The organism is Candidatus Hydrogenedentota bacterium (assembly GCA_019637335.1).
In the GTDB taxonomy this organism is placed as follows: Bacteria; Hydrogenedentota; Hydrogenedentia; order Hydrogenedentales; family JAEUWI01; genus JAEUWI01.
Genome location: JAHBVV010000040.1, coordinates 34,995 through 52,425, shown reverse-complemented (window position 1 = coordinate 52,425; position 17,431 = coordinate 34,995). Strand labels below are relative to the sequence as shown.

Below are 17,431 nucleotides of genomic sequence, written 5' to 3'. Positions count from 1 at the left end.
CATATCGCCTGTGGCGAATTCCGGACCTTGCCGGCAGGGATGCCGGCGCTCCAACACGCTCACTTTCCTTGATTCAAGCTTCCGAATCGTCACCAGATTACGCCCATCCGAAATGATCCGGTTTACATGTGATTTCCTTGAGGGCCGCAGGGCGCCGGTATTTCGCCTGTGGCGAATCCCGGACCTTGCCGGCAGGGATGCCGGCGCTCCAACACGCTCACTTTCCTTGATTCAAGCTTCCGAATCGTCGCCAGTTTACGCCCATCCGAAATGATCGGGTTTACATGTGATTTCCTTGAGGTCCGCAGGGCGCCGGTATTTCGCCTGTGGCGAATTCCGGATCTTGCCGGCAGGGATGCCGGCGCTCCAACACGCTCACTTTCCTTGATTCAAGCTTCCGAATCGTCACCAGATTACGCCCATCAGAAATGATCCGGTTTCAACGCGATTGGCCTGAGGTCGCGGGCGGCTTTTATTGCCTGCCGGGCTGTGGTAGGGTGGCCCGGTGCGCGTGAAGGGCATGCGCGCGGGGACACCGCGTAGCGGCGGAAGGAGAACGGGCAATGATGAAGAAGGACACCCGGATCAACCGGCGAAGCTGGCTCAGGGGCATGGCGGCGATACCCGCGCTGGCGGCGGGCGGCGCGGTGGCGGCGCAGGGCGAATCCGACACGCCGTTGGTTGCCGGGCCAAACAAGGAGGGTCGCGTCAACCGTACGTCGGGGACGCTTTCCAACGATGGGGACCTGTTGCGCGAGGACGGCCGTCAGGTACCCTTGCGCGCGGCTTTCGACGTGCTGGTCTGCGGCGGCGGTCCCGCGGGAGTCGCGGCGGCGCTGGCCTCGGCGCGTTCGGGCGCGAAAACGGGGATCCTGGAGGTAAACGGGTGTCTGGGCGGGGTCTGGACCGCGGGGATGCTCTGCAACATCCTGGATTACGGCAACAAGGACGGGATCATGGCCGAGATCGAGGCCCGCCTGGAATCGATGGGCAATGCGCCGCCCACGCGGAAGTTCACGTACGAACCGGAGATGATGAAGGTGGCGCTGGAGGAGATGTGCGAAGAGGCGGGGATTGCGATTCGGCTGCACACGCGCGTGGTGGGGGCTATCCGCGACGGGCGCCGGCTTGCGGCGGTGGTGACGGAGTCCAAGGCGGGGCGGGAGGCGTGGACCGCCGCGAATTACATCGATTGCACAGGGGACGGGGACCTCGGCGCGCAGGCGGGGTGTGCGTTTGACGTGGGCATCGACGAGAGCTGCCTGTGCCAGCCGATGAGCCTGATGGCGCTGGTGACGGGGATCGAGGCCGAGGCCGTGGCGCCCTACATCAACCGCGGCGGGACGGACGCGAAGAAACAGCTGCTTGAATTGCTGAAGGCGCAGGGACAGCATCCGTCCTACGCGAGCCCCTCGCTCTTCCACATCCACGAGGGCCTCTATGCGCTCATGGCGAACCACGAGTACGGGGTTCCGGCCTTTGACCCGGACGCGGTGACGGAAGCGACGATCCGCGCGCGGCGCGAGGTCTACGCGATCGTGCGGGCGTTGCGGAAGGCGGGCGGGCCCTGGGCGGATATTTCGCTCGTGGCGACGGCGGAGCAGATCGGTATTCGCGAGGCGCGTCGGATCGCGGGGCGCTACACCGTGACGGCGGACGACCTTCGGGAGGGGCGTTCGCACGAGGACGCGGTCTGCCAGGTGAAGTTTTCGGTGGATGTGCACGCGCTGACGAAGGAGGTGGGGAAGGATCTGGGCTATTCGAACCATGGCCTTAAGGTGAAGCCGTACGACATTCCGCTGCGCGCGCTGATGTCGAAGGATGTGGACAACCTGCTCATGGCGGGCCGGTGCATCAGCGGGGATTTCCTGGCGCACTCGAGCTACCGCGTGACGGGGAACGCCGTGCCGATGGGGGAAGCGGCGGGAAAACTGGCGGCGCGCAGCGCGGCGGCGGGGAAGTTGCCATTTGAGATGTAGGACAGCCAGGATGGCGGACAATGTAGGATAGCCGTCCCGGCTGTTCCGGGCGGGCCGCAGGCCTCGGAAAGTAGGATAGCCGTCCCGGCTGTCCAGGGCAGGCCGCAGGCCTGTTCACGTCAATTCTACATTGACAGTCGCGAGCGCACCTGTTATTGTGTCAAAAGGAGAGGATGGCCACCATTTTTCCAACTTGGAGGCGACAAGATGGAAACCAACGAGTGCGTGCCCGACGACGTATTCATTCCCTTTGATCGCACCGCCGAACTTGCGATCCACGGACGGCATCTTCCGCATTGGAGACAAGACGGAGTCACCTACTTCGTTACATTTCGTCTCGCCGACTCTGTCCCGCGTTCGAAGGTCAGGTCCTGGAAGGAGGAGCGCGAACAGTGGCTTAAGCGTCACCCGAAGCCGTGGAGCATCGAGGAGATGCGTTCCTATGGGGACTTCTATCAACGATTCGAGAAATGGCTTGATGCCGGCGACGGTTCGCGCATTCTGGCCGACAAGCGCGCGGGCGAATTGGTGGCGTCTGCGCTGCATCACTTTGATGGCGAACGATATATTCTCGATTCCTATACGATCATGCCGAATCACGTCCACGTGCTTGTACGTGCGTACGATGCCGAAGATCTTTCTAAACACCTGCATACCTGGAAATCATTTACGGCGCACGAGTTGAACAAGCTCCTGCATCGTTCGGGCACGGTGTGGCAGGGCGAGTCATTTGACCACATCGTTCGGAGCGCTCCTCATCTTGAGCATTTTCGAAAATATATTGAGGAGAACCCGAGGAAAGCGGGGATTGCTTCGGGCTATTTGATAGGCTGTGGGCTTGGGGTGAAGTGATAGGGAGATTGGACAGCCGGGACGGCTATCCTACTTTGGACAGGCGTTCCGCCTGTTTTGGGACAGCCGGGACGGCTATCCTACTTTGGACAGCCGGGACGGCTATCCTACTTTTTAATAAACGCGATCAGGTCGGCCATTTCCTGATGGGTGAGGGCGGCTTCGAGGCCTTCGGGCATCATGGACAGGGACGTGCCGCCGAGTTCGTAGATGTCGCTTCGGAGCACGGTGCGGAGTTGCCCGCCGGGGACTTTCATGGTGATGCTGGTGGCGTTTTCGGAGGCGATGAGGCCGAAGAGTAACTCGCCTTCCTCGGTTTCGCAGTTGTACGCGTGGTAACCCGGCTGGATGTCGAGGTTCGGGTCGAGTATGTTCGCGAGGAGCTTTTCCTTCGGATGCTGGGCGAAGGTGCGGACGTCCGGGCCGATTTCCAGGCCGATTTCGCCGTGTTTGTGGCACAGCGCGCAGAGCTCGTTGAACTTCGGGAGGCCGCGCGCGGGATCGCCTTCCAGCGCGAGCGCGGGCGCGTACGCCGCGACGACGCCGGCGCGGGCGGGGCTTCCGGCGCTTTCCAGGCGGGCGGCGGCCAGGGCGCGCAGATCCTGGTCGGGGTGGTTCGCAAGCTGCGTCCGGCGGATGGGGCTGAGGTCGGTCGCGCGCAGGCCGGGGCCTCCGAGGGCTTCGATGAGCTGCCGGGTCCACTCTGGCCGCGACAGCAGGATGCCAGCGGCGCTCTCCCGCGCGCCGGGCGCGAGGCCGGACCAGGCGCCGAAAAGGATGACGGGAACGCGTTCATCGGTGGTGCGGGCAAGGATCGCCAGGGCCTGCTGAAGGGTTTCCGGCGGCGTCAGGCCATTGACCGTCGGGGCCAGCGCGTCCACAACCGCGCCCTGGTCGGCGGGGATTCGGGCGAGGATCGTCGTGGCGGCGAACCGGGCGGTTTCCCGGTCCGGCTCGGATGCGTCCGGGGGCAGGAATGCGCCCGAACCCTGAATCGCTTCGCGCGCGGCGGCGAGCAGGACCTGAGCGCGCGCGTCAACCTCCGGGATGCGTTTCAGGTCGAAATCACGGCGTGCGAGGAGGTCAAGCATGGCCGCCGCGGCCTCGGCATTCGCGAGCGTAGGGGCCTCCAGGGCGGCGTGGAACGCGGGTTGCAGCAGCGCGGCGAGCGCCGGGGCGTTTCCGGTTCCGAGACCGATCTCGGCCAGCGCCGGCCGTAGACCCGCCATCGCGGGATCGTTCCGGTCCGCCAGGGCGGCAATCAGCGTTTCCTGGTGGGGCAGGGCGGAGCTCAGCGCGGCGGCGGTGGTGAACGGATCGTCGTGATGCTGGAGCAGGAGATCGGCCAGCGCGTGGCCCGCTTCCGGGGTTGCCGGGAAGCTGCCGATGCTGAAGGCGAGCTGCTGGCGCACTTTGGGATCCGGGTCGGAAGCCAGGGCGAGGGCCGCCGCGACCACCGGCTCCGTGGCGTGGGTCTCCGCGAGGCGCAGCGCGTTCTCGCGCAGGCCCGGCTCCTCCGCCTGAAGCGCTTCGGCCACCAGGTCGTCGGTCAGCGCGCCCAGGCCCTCCAGCGTCCAAAGGAAGTGGAGACGGCCTCGCGCGTGGCAGTGACGCGCGTACTTCGCGAAGCCGGGGGCGGCGCTCGTATCGCCGCGCCAGAGGACCAGCTGCTGGGCCTTATCGCGGAACCAGCCATTGGAGGCGGCCAGACGGCCGGCGAGTTTGTCTGTTGGTACTTCGGAAAAGTCCATGATGGGCACGATCGGGTCTTCGGTTCGCCGCACGCGGTAGATGCGTCCCTTGTCGTCGCCCTCGCGGTAGTGGGGGAGCAGTTCGGCCCGGCCCTCCTCCGGAAGCCATTGCGGGTGCTCGATCATGTAGCGGTACATGTCCGCGATCCAGAGGGCGCCATCGGGGCCGGTGCGCACCATGACGGGACGGCACCAGCGGTCGGTGCTGGCGAAGAAGTCGGGTTCGCCCTCGGCCCCCGCGCGTTTGCCGCGGAAGGTGACGCCGTCGTGCTCCAGTTCAATCCGCTGGACCAGGTTGTGGAAGGGCTCGCAAGCGAAGCCGTTCAGGCTCTCACGGGGAAAAAGCCTGGTGTCGCGGTAAACCATCCCGCTGCACGCCGAAGTGAAGTGGCCGGACGATTTAAAGTCGTGATAGCGCTTTTCCAGCGGCGCGGTGGGGTACACGGGCGGGCCAACCTCGCCGAGCACCTGCACCTGCCCGTCCGGCGCGGCGAAATACGGATTGCGCTTCAGGTAATGATCCGGCAGGGCGTAGTGCCAGAGCGGGCGGGCGTTCTGCGTGCCGAACCAGCGGCCCCAGTCATCGCGGTTGCGCCCGAACTGCGTCGGGCCGCTCTGGGGCTCCAGTTCGCCGGTGTCCGGCTTGAATCGGAAATCGCGGCTGCCCACGAGGGTTTCCGTGTTCGCGCGGGTGGATCGGAGGACCGTGTCGGCTCCGTAGTCGCCGTGGTGTCCCCCGGCGGCGACGTAGACCCAGTTGTCCAGGCCCCAGCGCAGGCCGTTGGCGCGGAGTTGCTGGTTGCCCTCGCTCAGGCCGGTGATCAGAACCTCCCGCTCGTCGGCCATGCCGTCGCCGGTGGCATCGCGGAGGAAAAGGATATCCGGCGCGGCGGTCACGATGACGCCATCCCGCCAGGTGAGGATGCCTGTGGGAAAATTGAGGCCATCGGCAAAGAGCTGCGAAGTTTCATAGAAGCCGTCGCGGTCTCGGTCCTCCAGCACACGCACGCGCCCGCCCGGGGCGCCGTCGCCGTCGAGGCCGAGGGGGTAATCGGACATTTCCACGACCCAGAGCCGCCCGCGGGTGTCCCAGTCGAAGGCGACGGGGTCGATGACATTCGGTTCGCAGGCCACCAGGTCCACGGTATAACCGTCGGGCACACGAATGGAGGCGAGGCCTTCCGGCGGGGAAAGGGGTGGTGAACTGAGCGCGGGGGTTTGGGCGCGATCCGCCTCGATCCCCGAGGCGTCCCAGAGGGCGCGCCGCTCTTCCGCGTTCAGGGCGCGGTCAAACAGGGCGATTTCGTCGAGTTTGCCCTCCAGGCCCTCGGCGAAGCGCCAGGTCCCGCCCGTGAATGGCTCCGCGTCGACGCGGGTGGCCTCGGGTTCCGTTTGGTTGCCGTCGATGTAGCAGTGAAGGTCAGAGCCGTCCCCGACGAGCACGGCGAGATGCCAGCCGCCGATGGGCATGCGGTTGCGGCCGCCGTAACGCGCCGCCGGATCGCCCGCGCGGACCAGGAAGACCCCGGCCGAGCCGCTGGCGTCGACCGTGTAGCGAAGCTGATCGCCGGAGGGCAGGGTGGCCAGCCCGCCATCGCGGATGCTCGCGCCGCTCTTCTCGCCGAGCCAGAACCACAGCGCCAGGGTGAACGGGGCGCGCAAATCGGGAAGATCCGCCGCGAGCATGCCGTCCCTCACGAAGTGCACGGCGCGGTTGATTTCGCCCGGGCCGGAAAAGTTGGATGGGCGCAGGTGCTCGCCAACGCCCCAGCCCGTGCCGCTGCCCGGACCGGGCAGGTAGAGCGCCGCGCCGCCCGAAAGCTGCGCATCCGGCGCGCCGGAGACCGTGTTGTGCGCGGTGCGTCCTTGTATTTCGTTCAGCCGCCAATAGGACGATGGATTCAGGCGTGTTACGGTTGCGCTGTAGGGGCTTTCGCCGTCCAGTAATGGTTTTCGCGCCGCGCCCGTTACCTCCTCCATGGCGCCCAGGAGCGTCTCGACGATGATGGGCTCCGCCTGAATCTCCAGGCCGGCGGTGCGCGCGGGCCAGGTGGTGTAGCCGCCGAGGTCGTGCTGCTCCGGCGGGGGGATGTAGCCCACGGAGCCATTGGCGAGCTCGATGTTGAAGTGCATGCCGAGCGGGGCCTGTCGCTTCAGCTTGAGGCCGGTAATCGCATAGACCTCGTTCGGCAGCGTGGCGATGGTCAGATCGCCGATGCGGATGGCCTGGAGCTTGAGGTCGGTGCGCTGCCGTTCGTGGAGGTGTATCGCTTCGTGCGCGTAGATGTCGGGCTGGGTCCTCGGGATCTCCCCGTTCAGCGCGGCCACCCGTTCCCGGGCCCACGCGAGCCGATCGGCATCGGGCGCGCGCCACGCCAGGTTGATCACCCGTTCGGCCATGCCCAGCGGGACGTGGTCATGCCATTCGATGGCGTCCCACGCTTCCAGGGCGCGCGCGGCCACTTCCTCGGCATATTGTTCGTGCGTGCCGTCCTTTTTGGGAGAGCCGTAATCCATCCACATCAGGTCGCCGCTCGTTCCCTGGCTCATCATGGCGACAAAGGGGCCTTCGCTGGAGGGCTGGCCGAGATGCCGGGCGATGGCGCGCGCGAAGCTTCCGAAGTAGTCGGCCGAGAGCAGGGGGGAGCTGTAGTAGTGCTGGGAGTAGTTGGCCAGAAAGGCGATGGGCCTTCCGTCGGGGGTCCTGGCGGCGATCACGCTCAGGCCCGGGTCCACGGGGCCGGAGGGGCCGATAACGTCGGGGCTTTCGTAGCCGGGGTGCATGTGTGCGCGGACATTCAAGACGCCGAAGGGATCCTCGAAGGTCTTGTCCGCGCGCCGGATCCAGCGGCGGTTGTGCGTGTGGGCCCAGTCGTCCACGGATGCCCAGCCGATGCGCGCGGGCTGGAGCGACCCGGCGGCGGCGACCAGGGCCTCCGCGATCTTGCCCGGGAGCCAGGCGGCGTAGTCGGGATCCTGCCGGCTCCCCAGGCACCCCATGGCCGAGGGCGCGCTGTGCGTATGGGTGGCCGAGACCATCATGCGGTCCACGGGGACGCCGGTTTTATCCGCGGCGGCGGCCTTGGCCGTATCGATGAGGTCCTGCTCCATCATGCAGGTATCGACGATGCAGAACAGGAGGCGCGTGGAACCGTCGTCCAGGGCCATGGCGCGGGCGTAGAGCGGGTCGGCGGCGCCGTCTGCGCTGCGCTCGGTGAACATGCCGTTGACGCGCACGGGGAAGGCGGGCGGCGTGATGTCGACCGCGGCCGCGCCGGCGCGGAAGGCGGGGGTGTCCGCGTGGGCGATTGCCGCGAGGCTGCGGAGAAGCACAGCAACGATAAGGGTGGCGAATGCGCGCCGAATAGAATAGGACATGGACCACTCCCGGGATCGTCCCCGCCCACGCCTGCCGTGGACGCATAGGGGAGGAGTCTAGAGCATTTGGCGGGTTTGGTCAACCGGACACAGCCGCGCAGAACGCAGGGCGGCTCCTGGCCGCAACCGTATAAACTTGAACCGCGAATGAACACGAATACACGCGAATAAGCTTGGAGCGGCCTCTGGCCGCGATCGGAAATTGTGACCACGGATTACGCTGATGACACGGATAGAAAAGGATTTCAGGCGTTGAGGTGTGCCGGCGCCAGCGTACGAATCCCGAAGTGACCTGTTTTTTTCATCATCCGTGGTTCAATATCTTGCATGCGGAACCGCTCGTGCGGGGTGATTGGTGGTGGCGCTGGGGGTTGTCTTGCTCGAGGCACACGAATCCGCCCGCGGCGGAATCGCGTGGTACGGGTTCTGGCTGGCGCTTGAGATAGCGTGGTACAGCCGTTGATTACGCTTCGCGTCACCCGTTAAGGATGAAATACTGCTCCTGACTGTTGGCGCTCTTCTGGAGTCTCGCACGCTCAAGCCTTCGCGGCGGAGCCACGGAGCTTGAACGTGGCACCCGTGGCTCTCTTTGTAATCTCGGAGCAGCCGCTCGTGACGCAGTGCGTGACGGGTTATGGGTGAGGTGTTGTCCCTGACTGTTGGCGCTCTTCTGGAGTCTCGCACGCTCAAGCCTTCGCGGCGGAGCCGCGGAACTCGAACGTGGCACCCGTGGCTCTCTTTGTAATTTCAGAGCAGCTGCCCGTGACGCAGTGCGTCACCCGTTAAGGATGAAATACTGCTCCTGACTGTTGGCGCTCTTCTGGAGTCTCGCACGCTAAAGCCTTCGCGGCGGAGCCACGGAGCTTGAACGTGGCGCCCGTGGCTCTCTTTGTAATTTCAGAGCAGCCGCTCTTGACGCAGGGCGTTGCGGGGTATGGGTGAGGTGTTGCCCCGAGGGTTGGCGATCAGCGAAAGCCCCGCGCCCGTGGCGCCCATTCAGCCTTCGGATCAGGCTTGGAAGTCGGGCGGGGCCATGCCGGATTTTATTACGGTGGTGGGGTGGCCGAGGTGGGCGGCGAGGTGCACGGGTGGCAGCGCGGGGGTCGCCGTGAGGATTTCCTGGCTGCCATCCTCGTGGAGGAGGAAGGTGTCCTCGGATTTTACGCCGGGCGCGGAAGGGTTCCAGGCGAAGGCCGTGCTGAAGGGGATGTCTTCGCCGAGCGCCTGGCGCAGGGCGTCGGCCCAGGCGGCGTCGAGGCAGGGGAAGGTTTCGCCGGGCGCGCCCTTGCAGGTGCGGGCGGCGTAGCCGGTGCTGCCGCCCTGGTGGTGGTTGTGCCACTCGTCTGGAGCGAAGCCATAGCGGGTGTAGGCCTGCTGGCAGGCCTCGAATACGCCGCCGAGCGTTTCACCGGGGCGGGTGGCTTCCTGCATGCAGGCGTCCACGGCGCATATTCGCGCGTAGGCGTCGGCGGTATCGGAATCGATATTCTGGACCTGGCGGAATCGCGTTACGGATACCGACAGGCCGTCGCGCACCATGCCGGCCACGACCATGACGTAGCGATCAACCCGTTTTTCGTTGGCGGCGCCGGGCCGGGTGGGCAGGGGGTGGCGGTAGCGGAGGATGCGATCGTCCGCCGCGATCAGGCTTACGGGGACGAGGCAGCCGCGGCGCTGGCCCTCGTATATGAGGCGCGCGCTGATTTCGTTTTCGGGCATTCCGGTGGTTATCGAGGCGAGGGTGGCCTCCATGGCCTCGGCGGCGAGGCGCCCGAGCTCGCGGTAACGCGCGCATTCCTCGGGCAGCAGGATGCTGCGGAGCGGGGCCAACGCGCTGTGGACATTCTCGCCGAGCGCGCCGTCGTCGGAGACGAGTTTGCCCTGAAAACGCCGGGCGCACCACTGGGCGGGCGATTCCTCGAACCAGCGGAAGGGGGCGGCGCTGCACGCGGGGCTCGCCAGTTCCTCGTCCATGATGCGCGTGGCCTCGATATTGTTGCCGGCGTATTCCGGGCGGCCCTCCGCGGGGATATAGAGCCCGCAGGCGCCGAGATCGCTCTGGGTGGAGACGTAATTGCGCTTGCCGCCGGTCGCCATGGCGAAGTTGTCGGCGCGGGTGAGTAGAAGGCCATCCCAGCCGTTCTGGCGGAGCACCCGTTGCAGGAGGGCAATGCGGATTTCAAAGAGCGAACGGGCCATGCGTTTCTGGGTCCTTCCGGGGTAGTTCTTTGCGGTTGCTGTGATCCGGGGGGCATTGTATAATCAGGCCGGATGCCGTGTCTAAACCAGGGCCGCGCCGGGGGTCGCGCGCGCCGGACCGCGAGAGGGGTATTGGGTGTAAGCGATGGAATGTTCCGAGTGTGGCGTGCGCAGTGCCGTCGGGTATTGCCACGAATGCGAGATCCTGCTTTGCGAAGTGTGTGGCAACGAGTGTGACCGCTGCCACAAGACCGTCTGCCGGAGCCATATCCAGCGGACGAGCAGTGGGCGCAATATATGCGTCTCGTGCGTCGTGGCCAACTATGACAAGCGCGCACAGCAGTCGAAGGAATTGCGGGAGCGGCGCGCGGAGCGGGCGGAATTGGGGCGGAAGACGCGGAAGCGGCGTTCCGGCGGCGAGGAGCAGCCGCGCCGGGAGGAGCGCACGCCGGCGGGCGAGAGCCTGAGCTTTGAGTCGCTGACGCGGGATCTGGACGAGACTCCGTACCGCGCGTCCGAGGGGGCGCCGGAACCGGGACCCTCGCGCGTGTTGTATGAGGGCGCGCCGCTGGTGGATGAGGAGGCCCTGAACAGGCGGGTGCTCACGGGAAGCGCCAGTACGCGGACGCCGCCCTGGATCAGCGGATTGTGCGTTAGCGCGCTGGCGTGGGTTGTGCTCTTCAGCGCCTGGGGCGCTTCGGAGATTGGCGGGCAGCGGACGATTCTATCGCTGGTTGCGCTGGTGTTGTCGTTGGGTACGGTGATATGGACGGGGCCGGGGGCCTTTTCGAAGGCGGCGAGCCCTGCGCGGCGCTGGATCCGGGTGGCGTTTGGTCTGGGGCTTATTGCCCTGCTCCTGTCGGGGCTGGGAGCGTGGGGTGCGATGTCGTGAATTGCGCGTGGCGCGGGGAGGTTGAAGGATGTTCGGGATTACGCTCAACGACGTGATCGGGCTTGCGATTGCGTACAAGTGGTGGATAATTGCGGCGGCGCCGTTCGTGATAGCGATAATGGCGCTGAAAGCGCGGGGCTGAGCGGCATTCTGGCCCGGTTGCTGCCCGGTTTTACGCTGTTTTTTTCGTGCGCCGACGCGTGCGCCCGTCCGGGTTTTCGCCTGAAATACCCCCGTCCCATAGTTGAACTTAAGGATATGCAAAGGATATACTTACACTTCAAAAGGATGGCCCACCAAAACCCAGATGAAAGGAGGTGTAGTGTATGGCAAGCGAAGCAGATGTAGCAGCAACGATTAAAGAGATTATTGCCGAGCGTCTTGACAAAAGTGCCGACGAGGTTGTTGAAAGCGCCGGGTTCATGGAGGATCTCGGGGCGGATTCCCTGGATCTGACGGAACTTCTGATGGCCCTGGAAGAGGAATTCAACATCGATATTGATGATGAAGCCAACCAGATCGAGACCGTCGGGGACGCCATTAAGTATATACAGTCTAAGCTCTAAGCCGCGATACTTTCGCGTCGCTTTGCATATAGATTGTTGAGCTCTAGTGCCCAGTCCGGGGGCATTGGTCCACGGACTGGGTCTTGAACAATAAGGGTACCCATGAGCACAAAGGTGGTTGTAACGGGCATTGGCGTGGTCTCGCCGGTCGGCAATGACATCAAGACCTTCTGGCGGAACATCTGCAACGGGAAGTCCGGCATCCGGCTGATCGACACGTTCGACACCTCGGATCTTCCCGCGAAGATCGCCGGCATAGCCGAAGACGTGATGCCCGACGGGATGGACAACAAGGAAATGCGGCGGATGAGCCGCTACAGCCAGTTTGCCATCCACGCCGCCGTGGAGGCCTGGAAGCAGGCCGGCCTGGATATCGACAAGGAAGACCCGTACCGCTGCGGGTGTATCGTCGGATCGGGCATCGGCGGGCTCCACGAGATCAATGTGGATTCCGTGAAGATGGCCGAGGGCGGATCGCGCCGGGTTTCCCCGTTGATGGTGCCCAAAGGCCTGGCCAACATGGCGGCGGGCGCAGTGGCGATCCGGCTTGGGCTCCTGGGGGCGAACAAGGCGGTGGTGACGGCCTGCGCGAGCGGCACGCACTGCATCGGCGACGCGGCCAACCTCATTCGCATGGGTAAAGCGGACGTCATGGTGGCCGGTGGCGCGGAGGCGACGGTAATACCCTTCGGAATCGCTGGATTCTGCGCGCTGAAGGCGCTTTCCACGCGCAACGACGAACCCGAGCGCGCCAGCCGCCCGTTTGACATGGACCGCGATGGATTCGTGATGGGCGAGGGCGCGGGGGTGATGGTGCTGGAGTCGGAGGAGCACGCCAAGGCGCGCGGGGCCGAGATTCTCGGCGTGGTCGCGGGCATGGGGGAGACGTGTGACGCGTACCATATAACCGCGCCGCGCCCGGACGGGTCCGGGGTTGCGGCGGCGATGAAGGAAGGCCTGCGCGACGCGCGGCTGAACCCGTCGGATATCGACTATTTCAACGCGCACGGGACGAGCACGAAACTAAACGACGCGGGCGAATGCCGCGCCCTGCACGACGTGTTCGGCGAGGTGACGCCGCTGGCCAGTTCGACGAAGTCGATGATAGGGCACCTGCTGGGCGCCGCCGGCGGCGTGGAAGCGGTGATCTGCCTGCTCAGTATTCTCGATGGGATCGCTCCGCCGAACATCAATTACGACACGCCGGATCCGGAATGCGACCTTAACATTGTTGCGAACGAGGCGCGTGAAACCCCGATTCGCGCGACGATGTCCAACTCATTGGGATTTGGCGGACACAACGCCTCGCTTATTTTAACCAGGTATGAATGAACCCCAAGAACGCCTCGTGGAGTTGCAGGGCCTGGCAGCCAGGCTCGGCTACACGATGCGTGACTGGACCTTGTTTGACAGAGCTCTTACCCATGCTTCCAGCGTCGCGGGTGAGGGCGGGGGAACGCTGGACTACGAATCGCTCGAGTTTCTGGGGGATGCCGTGCTGGGGCTGGCCATCGCACACCACTTGTTCGAGACCATGCCCAACCAGCGCCCCGGTGACTACAGCCGGCTTCGCGCCGGCCTGGTGAACCGGAAAGTCGTGGCGCGCGTAGGGAATCATCTGGGGATAACACCACATATTCGCCTGGGGAAAGGGGAGGAGCAGTCTGGTGGCCGCGCGCGCACCGCGCTGGTGGCCGATTGCATGGAAGCGCTTCTCGGCGCAATCTACCTCGATCAGGGGTATCCCGCCGCCCAGGCCTTTATTATCACCGTATTCGAGGGGGAAATTCGCGCCGCAAGCGCGTCGAACCTGCACGGGGACTACAAGTCCCGCTTGCAGAATTACTGTCAGGCCCAGCGAATCGCGCTGCCGCAATTCAGCGTGATGCGGGCCGAAGGCCCCGATCACCAGAAGGTGTTCGAGGTGGAAGTGTACGTAAGAGGTACGGCCATGGGCCGCGGCGCCGGTTCCACCATCAAAGAGGCGGAACAGGCGGCCGCGCGGGAAGCCCTGATTCGCGAGGGGCAAGTACCTGCCAGCCCGCCCTAGCCCAATTGGGAAGCGGGTTGCCGGTTTACGCCATCCATGGCATTTCTCGCGATTTATGCGATACCAGCGTGCGGCCGGCCGCCATCTGGCGGCGGTGCGCAAGCGGAAAGGAGCTGTACGCATGCAAGACGTCCCGTTTCTCAAACTGGCGGTCCTCGTGTCCGCCGCAACCCTGCTCTTCGTTCTGTACCTGGCGCGGTATGTCCTCCGCCAGCCGCAGGGCACCGAGCAAATGGCCAAAATCTCCGAGATGGTGCAGGAGGGGGCGCAGGCATTCTTGCGCCGGGAATACAGCTATGTGGTTGTTCTGGCGCTGATCGTGATGGCGTTTCTGGCGGGGATCGGCGTCTATGACGCGGAGCTCGGCCTGAACTGGAAGACCGCCATCGCATTTGCGGCGGGCGCGATCGCCAGCGCCTGCGCGGGCTTCCTCGGCATGTACATCGCGACCCGGGCGAACGCGCGCACGACGGAGGCCGCGCGCGCCAAGGGGGTCGTTGGCGCGCTGGACGTGGCCATCAGCGGGGGCGCGGTGATGGGCATGGGCGTGGTCAGCATTGCGCTGATGGGCCTGGCCTTTGTTTACTGGCTCTTTGAGGGCAACAGCGTGATTGTCAACGGGTACGCCATGGGCGCCTCGCTGGTCGCGCTGTTTGGCCGTTCCGGCGGCGGCATCTTCACGAAAGGCGCCGATATGGGCGCGGACCTGGTGGGCAAGGTGGAAGCGGGCATTCCGGAAGACGACCCGCGCAACCCGGCGGTTATCGCGGACAACGTTGGGGACAATGTGGGTGACGTGGCCGGTCTGGGCGCGGACCTGCTTGAGTCGTATGTGGAGTCGATCATTGCGAGCCTGGCGATCGCCGCTATCATCGTGGCCGCGGGCGGCCCGATGTACGTGCTGGCTTTCCCCTTCGTGGTGGCGGCAATGGGCATGGTTGCGTCGATCATCGGCGTGCTGTACGTGAAGAAGTTTGCGCAGAGCAATCCGCAGAAGGCCCTCATGATGGGCACCTACATCAGCGCGCTGTTGACGATGATCGGCGCATTCGCCTACGCCAGGCTTGCGGGCAGCGACTTTGTTATCGATGGGGCCACGTACGCGTGGTGGGGCCCCTTCGCCGCGTGCGTGCTCGGCATTGTCAGCGGCAGTATCGTCGGGTTTGTGAGCGAGTACTTCACCTCCGCGGACTACAAGCCGGTCAAGGCGCTCGCGCGGCGCTGTGAGACGGGTCCGGCGATTGCCGTGGTGGAAGGCATGGCGGTGGGCATGCAGAGCACGGGCATTCCGGTGATTGTGCTGGCGCTGGCGGTTATTGGTTCCTACTACTGCTGCGGCGTGTACGGCGTGGCGATTGCTGCGCTTGGCATGCTTGCGACCACGGGTATGGTGGTGGCTGTGGACGCGTATGGCCCGATCGCGGACAACGCGGGCGGGATCGCCGAAATGGCTGGCCTTGATCCGGAAGTCCGCAAGGTGACGGATCGCCTGGATTCCGTGGGCAACACCACGGCGGCGATCGGCAAGGGTTTTGCGATTGGCAGCGCGGCTTTCGCGGCCATCGGCCTGCTCAGCGCCTTTATTATGGCGTCGCAGGAGGCGGTGCGCGCGGCGACGGGCGACGCGTCCCTGGTCCTGTCGATGAACCTGGCGGACCCGCAAGTGCTCGCGGGCCTGCTGATCGGCGCGATGCTACCGTTCCTGTTCAGCTCGATGCTGTTTCGGGCGGTGGGCCACTGCGCGGATACGATGATTATTGAAGTGCGCCGGCAGTTCAAGGAGATTCCGGGCCTGCGCGACGGGCAGGAGGGCGTGTTTCCCGATAGCCGCACCTGCGTGGATATCGCCACGAAGGGCGCGCTTCAGGGTATGCTGGTGCCCGGGGCCATGGCCCTGGTGGTTCCGGTGATAATGGGGCTGTTGTTCGGCACGGAAGGCCTGGCCGGCATGCTGGTCGGCGCGATCGCCACGGGCGTCATGCTCGGTATCTACACGGCGAACGCTGGCGGCGCGATGGACAACGCCAAGAAGTACATCGAAGAAGGCAACTACGGCGGCAAGAATTCGGACGCGCACAAGGCGGCCGTGGTCGGCGATACCGTTGGCGATCCGCTGAAGGACACGGTTGGCCCGTCGATCAATATTCTTATCAAGCTCATGTGCGTAATCGCGCTGGTGCTTGCCCCGCTTTTCGTCTAACCGCGAGAAGGGTTCCTAAACGCATACGCCGCCGGATCGGCTGGCCCCCCGGAAATCTCCGGGGACCAGCCGGCCGGCGGCGTTTTCAGTTCTGATAGCGGGATTAGATTGATATAGCGGGATTAGATCGATACCGGCGCGCCAGCGGATGCCGGGAGATCCTGGGTGGGAAGGATCCAGTTGAAGCGTGGGGCTACGTGCTCTCCGGATGGATCCGATTTGCGCGGTCCGCGGTCCTGCATGCGCGAGAGCAGTTTGCGGTAGCGCTGAGGGAGGCTGCACAGGTAGTCCTGGGCTTTCGCGGCGGCGGGCGTGAGGCCCGTGAAGTGTTCGATGTCCCAGTCCGCAAGCAAATCCTCGACGATCTGGACGTAATCCCATCCGGTGTAGACACCGGTGCGGGTGGCGACGGCCTCGAACTTCTTGAAGGTTTCGCCCAGGGGCGCGCCGCGCTCTCGCATGTACATGGCGGGCATGGTGATCTTCTTCTTCATCATGTCGTGGAAGGCGAGGATCGCCTCGCTCGTGTCGATTTCGAGGATTTTCGAGATGAAATACTTGTACGCGCGGGCATGGCGTTGTTCATCCCCGGCGATACGCGCGGACAGTTCGTAGAGCCGTTCCGCGCCCACCGAACGGGCAATTTTACCCACGTTGAGATGGGATATCCGGGTCGCTATTTCCTGGAACGAGGTATACACGAAGGTCCGGTAGGGATCGTTTTCACTCTGGGTATCCCCGCCATCCTTGATGAGGTGCTGGATGCTCACCTCGATCTCGCGCATGTTGACGCGGCCCGACAGGTAAAGCCAGCGGTTGAGCAGGTCGCCGTGGCGGTTTTCCTCGCCGCACCAGGCGCGATTCCAGGCGCCCCAGGCCGTCTGGGGCTGTCCCGTAACGCCGACGCCCTCGAGGGTGCTGATCCAGGAGGCGTAGGAGGGCAACGCCTCCTCGGTAATCATGTCGCCTACCAGCACGGCGAGGGCGTCTTCGGGAAGGCGGGAGGCTTCGGCGCGCAATTCGTTCAGCGCCTGCATGCCTTCCGGCGTGGAAAGATCGGGGGTGAAATCGCTGGGCTGCCAGTTGGTATCGGGGTCACGAAGGAATACGCCGAGCTTGTCGGCGACAAAGTGCTCCACATGCTTCATTACTTCAAGTCGAGATGGAATCATGATAAGGGGCGTACCTCGCGGCGCTCGGCCATGTTGCGGACTTCATAAGATACGATATAAAACTGTTAGGCCCCTAAGTTTAGAATGTCGCCGAGGGCCATTGCAAACTGGCCGCGCGCGGGAGGGGCCGCTGTGCTCTCCCCGCGCGCGAACCGTCGATTAAGTTGAGTTTGGTGTTCATGACACGGTATGCTGTTCGAGGCGCGGAAGTGCGCTGCGGGCGTCGGTTCCTGGTCTCCAGGCGCAAGCTGCGTCTTGAGACTGCCTTCGCATTCAGCCCACGCGGGCTGACTCCTTGCCCATTCCTCCAACGGCTGGGCGGGTTCTGTGTCTTAAGGCGACTGGACTTCTGGGGGCGTTAGTTTAGGGTGGACGAATGAAGAACAGAGTTT

At 64.6% G+C, this 17,431-nt stretch carries 10 protein-coding genes; 7 read left to right on the top strand and 3 right to left on the bottom strand.

Annotation, left to right across the window (positions count from 1 at the left end; translation table 11 throughout):
- Positions 1-563 precede the first annotated feature (563 nt).
- Complete coding sequence (locus KF886_25535; GenBank protein MBX3180724.1) at positions 564-1,979, top strand: FAD-dependent oxidoreductase; 1,416 nt, start codon at positions 564-566, stop codon at positions 1,977-1,979.
- 207 nt (positions 1,980-2,186) lie between these two features.
- Positions 2,187-2,831, top strand: coding sequence for a transposase (locus KF886_25530; GenBank protein MBX3180723.1), 645 nt, complete (start codon positions 2,187-2,189; stop codon positions 2,829-2,831).
- Between the two features lie 107 nt (positions 2,832-2,938).
- Here the strand turns inward: KF886_25530 and KF886_25525 are convergent, their stop codons facing one another.
- Both KF886_25525 and KF886_25520 read right to left on the bottom strand, forming a co-directional pair.
- Positions 2,939-7,960 (bottom strand): hypothetical protein, encoded by a 5,022-nt coding sequence (locus tag KF886_25525; protein ID MBX3180722.1) that lies wholly within the window; start codon positions 7,958-7,960, stop codon positions 2,939-2,941.
- A gap of 1,008 nt (positions 7,961-8,968) precedes the next feature.
- On the bottom strand, positions 8,969-10,159 hold the full coding sequence (locus KF886_25520; protein MBX3180721.1) for a M24 family metallopeptidase: 1,191 nt from the start codon (positions 10,157-10,159) through the stop codon (positions 8,969-8,971).
- Positions 10,160-10,325: 166 nt separating this feature from the next.
- Here KF886_25520 and KF886_25515 point away from each other — a divergent pair, with 166 nt between their 5' ends.
- The 5 genes from KF886_25515 to KF886_25495 all read left to right on the top strand — a co-directional run bounded on the left by KF886_25515 (position 10,326) and on the right by KF886_25495 (position 15,867).
- On the top strand, positions 10,326-11,051 hold the full coding sequence (locus KF886_25515) for a hypothetical protein (protein MBX3180720.1): 726 nt from the start codon (positions 10,326-10,328) through the stop codon (positions 11,049-11,051).
- Positions 11,052-11,377: 326 nt separating this feature from the next.
- Positions 11,378-11,617: an acyl carrier protein gene (gene acpP, locus KF886_25510; GenBank protein MBX3180719.1), complete on the top strand. Its 240-nt coding sequence runs from the start codon at positions 11,378-11,380 to the stop codon at positions 11,615-11,617.
- A gap of 102 nt (positions 11,618-11,719) precedes the next feature.
- Entirely contained in the window at positions 11,720-12,949 is a 1,230-nt protein-coding gene (gene fabF, locus KF886_25505) for a beta-ketoacyl-ACP synthase II (protein MBX3180718.1), read from the top strand.
- Positions 12,942-13,667 carry a ribonuclease III gene (gene rnc / locus KF886_25500; protein ID MBX3180717.1) on the top strand — a complete coding sequence of 242 codons (726 nt, stop codon included), beginning with the start codon at positions 12,942-12,944 and terminating at the stop codon, positions 13,665-13,667. The genes fabF and rnc overlap by 8 nt, the downstream gene beginning before the upstream one ends.
- A 121-nt stretch (positions 13,668-13,788) precedes the next feature.
- Positions 13,789-15,867, top strand: a complete 2,079-nt coding sequence (locus tag KF886_25495; protein ID MBX3180716.1) for a sodium-translocating pyrophosphatase — start codon at positions 13,789-13,791, stop codon at positions 15,865-15,867.
- 122 nt (positions 15,868-15,989) lie between these two features.
- Here KF886_25495 and KF886_25490 read toward each other — a convergent pair whose 3' ends face one another.
- Complete coding sequence (locus tag KF886_25490; GenBank protein MBX3180715.1) at positions 15,990-17,039, bottom strand: acyl-ACP desaturase; 1,050 nt, start codon at positions 17,037-17,039, stop codon at positions 15,990-15,992.
- Positions 17,040-17,431: the final 392 nt, after the last annotated feature.

Bases quoted from the DNA above. Each gene is read 5' to 3' on its own strand.
- KF886_25535 (MBX3180724.1), top strand. From the start codon at position 564: ATGATGAAGAAGGACACCCGGATCAACCGGCGAAGCTGGCTCAGGGGC.
- KF886_25530 (MBX3180723.1), top strand. From the start codon at position 2,187: ATGGAAACCAACGAGTGCGTGCCCGACGACGTATTCATTCCCTTTGAT.
- KF886_25525 (MBX3180722.1), bottom strand. From the start codon at position 7,960: ATGTCCTATTCTATTCGGCGCGCATTCGCCACCCTTATCGTTGCTGTG.
- KF886_25520 (MBX3180721.1), bottom strand. From the start codon at position 10,159: ATGGCCCGTTCGCTCTTTGAAATCCGCATTGCCCTCCTGCAACGGGTG.
- acpP (MBX3180719.1), top strand. From the start codon at position 11,378: ATGGCAAGCGAAGCAGATGTAGCAGCAACGATTAAAGAGATTATTGCC.
- fabF (MBX3180718.1), top strand. From the start codon at position 11,720: ATGAGCACAAAGGTGGTTGTAACGGGCATTGGCGTGGTCTCGCCGGTC.
- rnc (MBX3180717.1), top strand. From the start codon at position 12,942: ATGAATGAACCCCAAGAACGCCTCGTGGAGTTGCAGGGCCTGGCAGCC.
- KF886_25495 (MBX3180716.1), top strand. From the start codon at position 13,789: ATGCAAGACGTCCCGTTTCTCAAACTGGCGGTCCTCGTGTCCGCCGCA.
- KF886_25490 (MBX3180715.1), bottom strand. From the start codon at position 17,039: ATGATTCCATCTCGACTTGAAGTAATGAAGCATGTGGAGCACTTTGTC.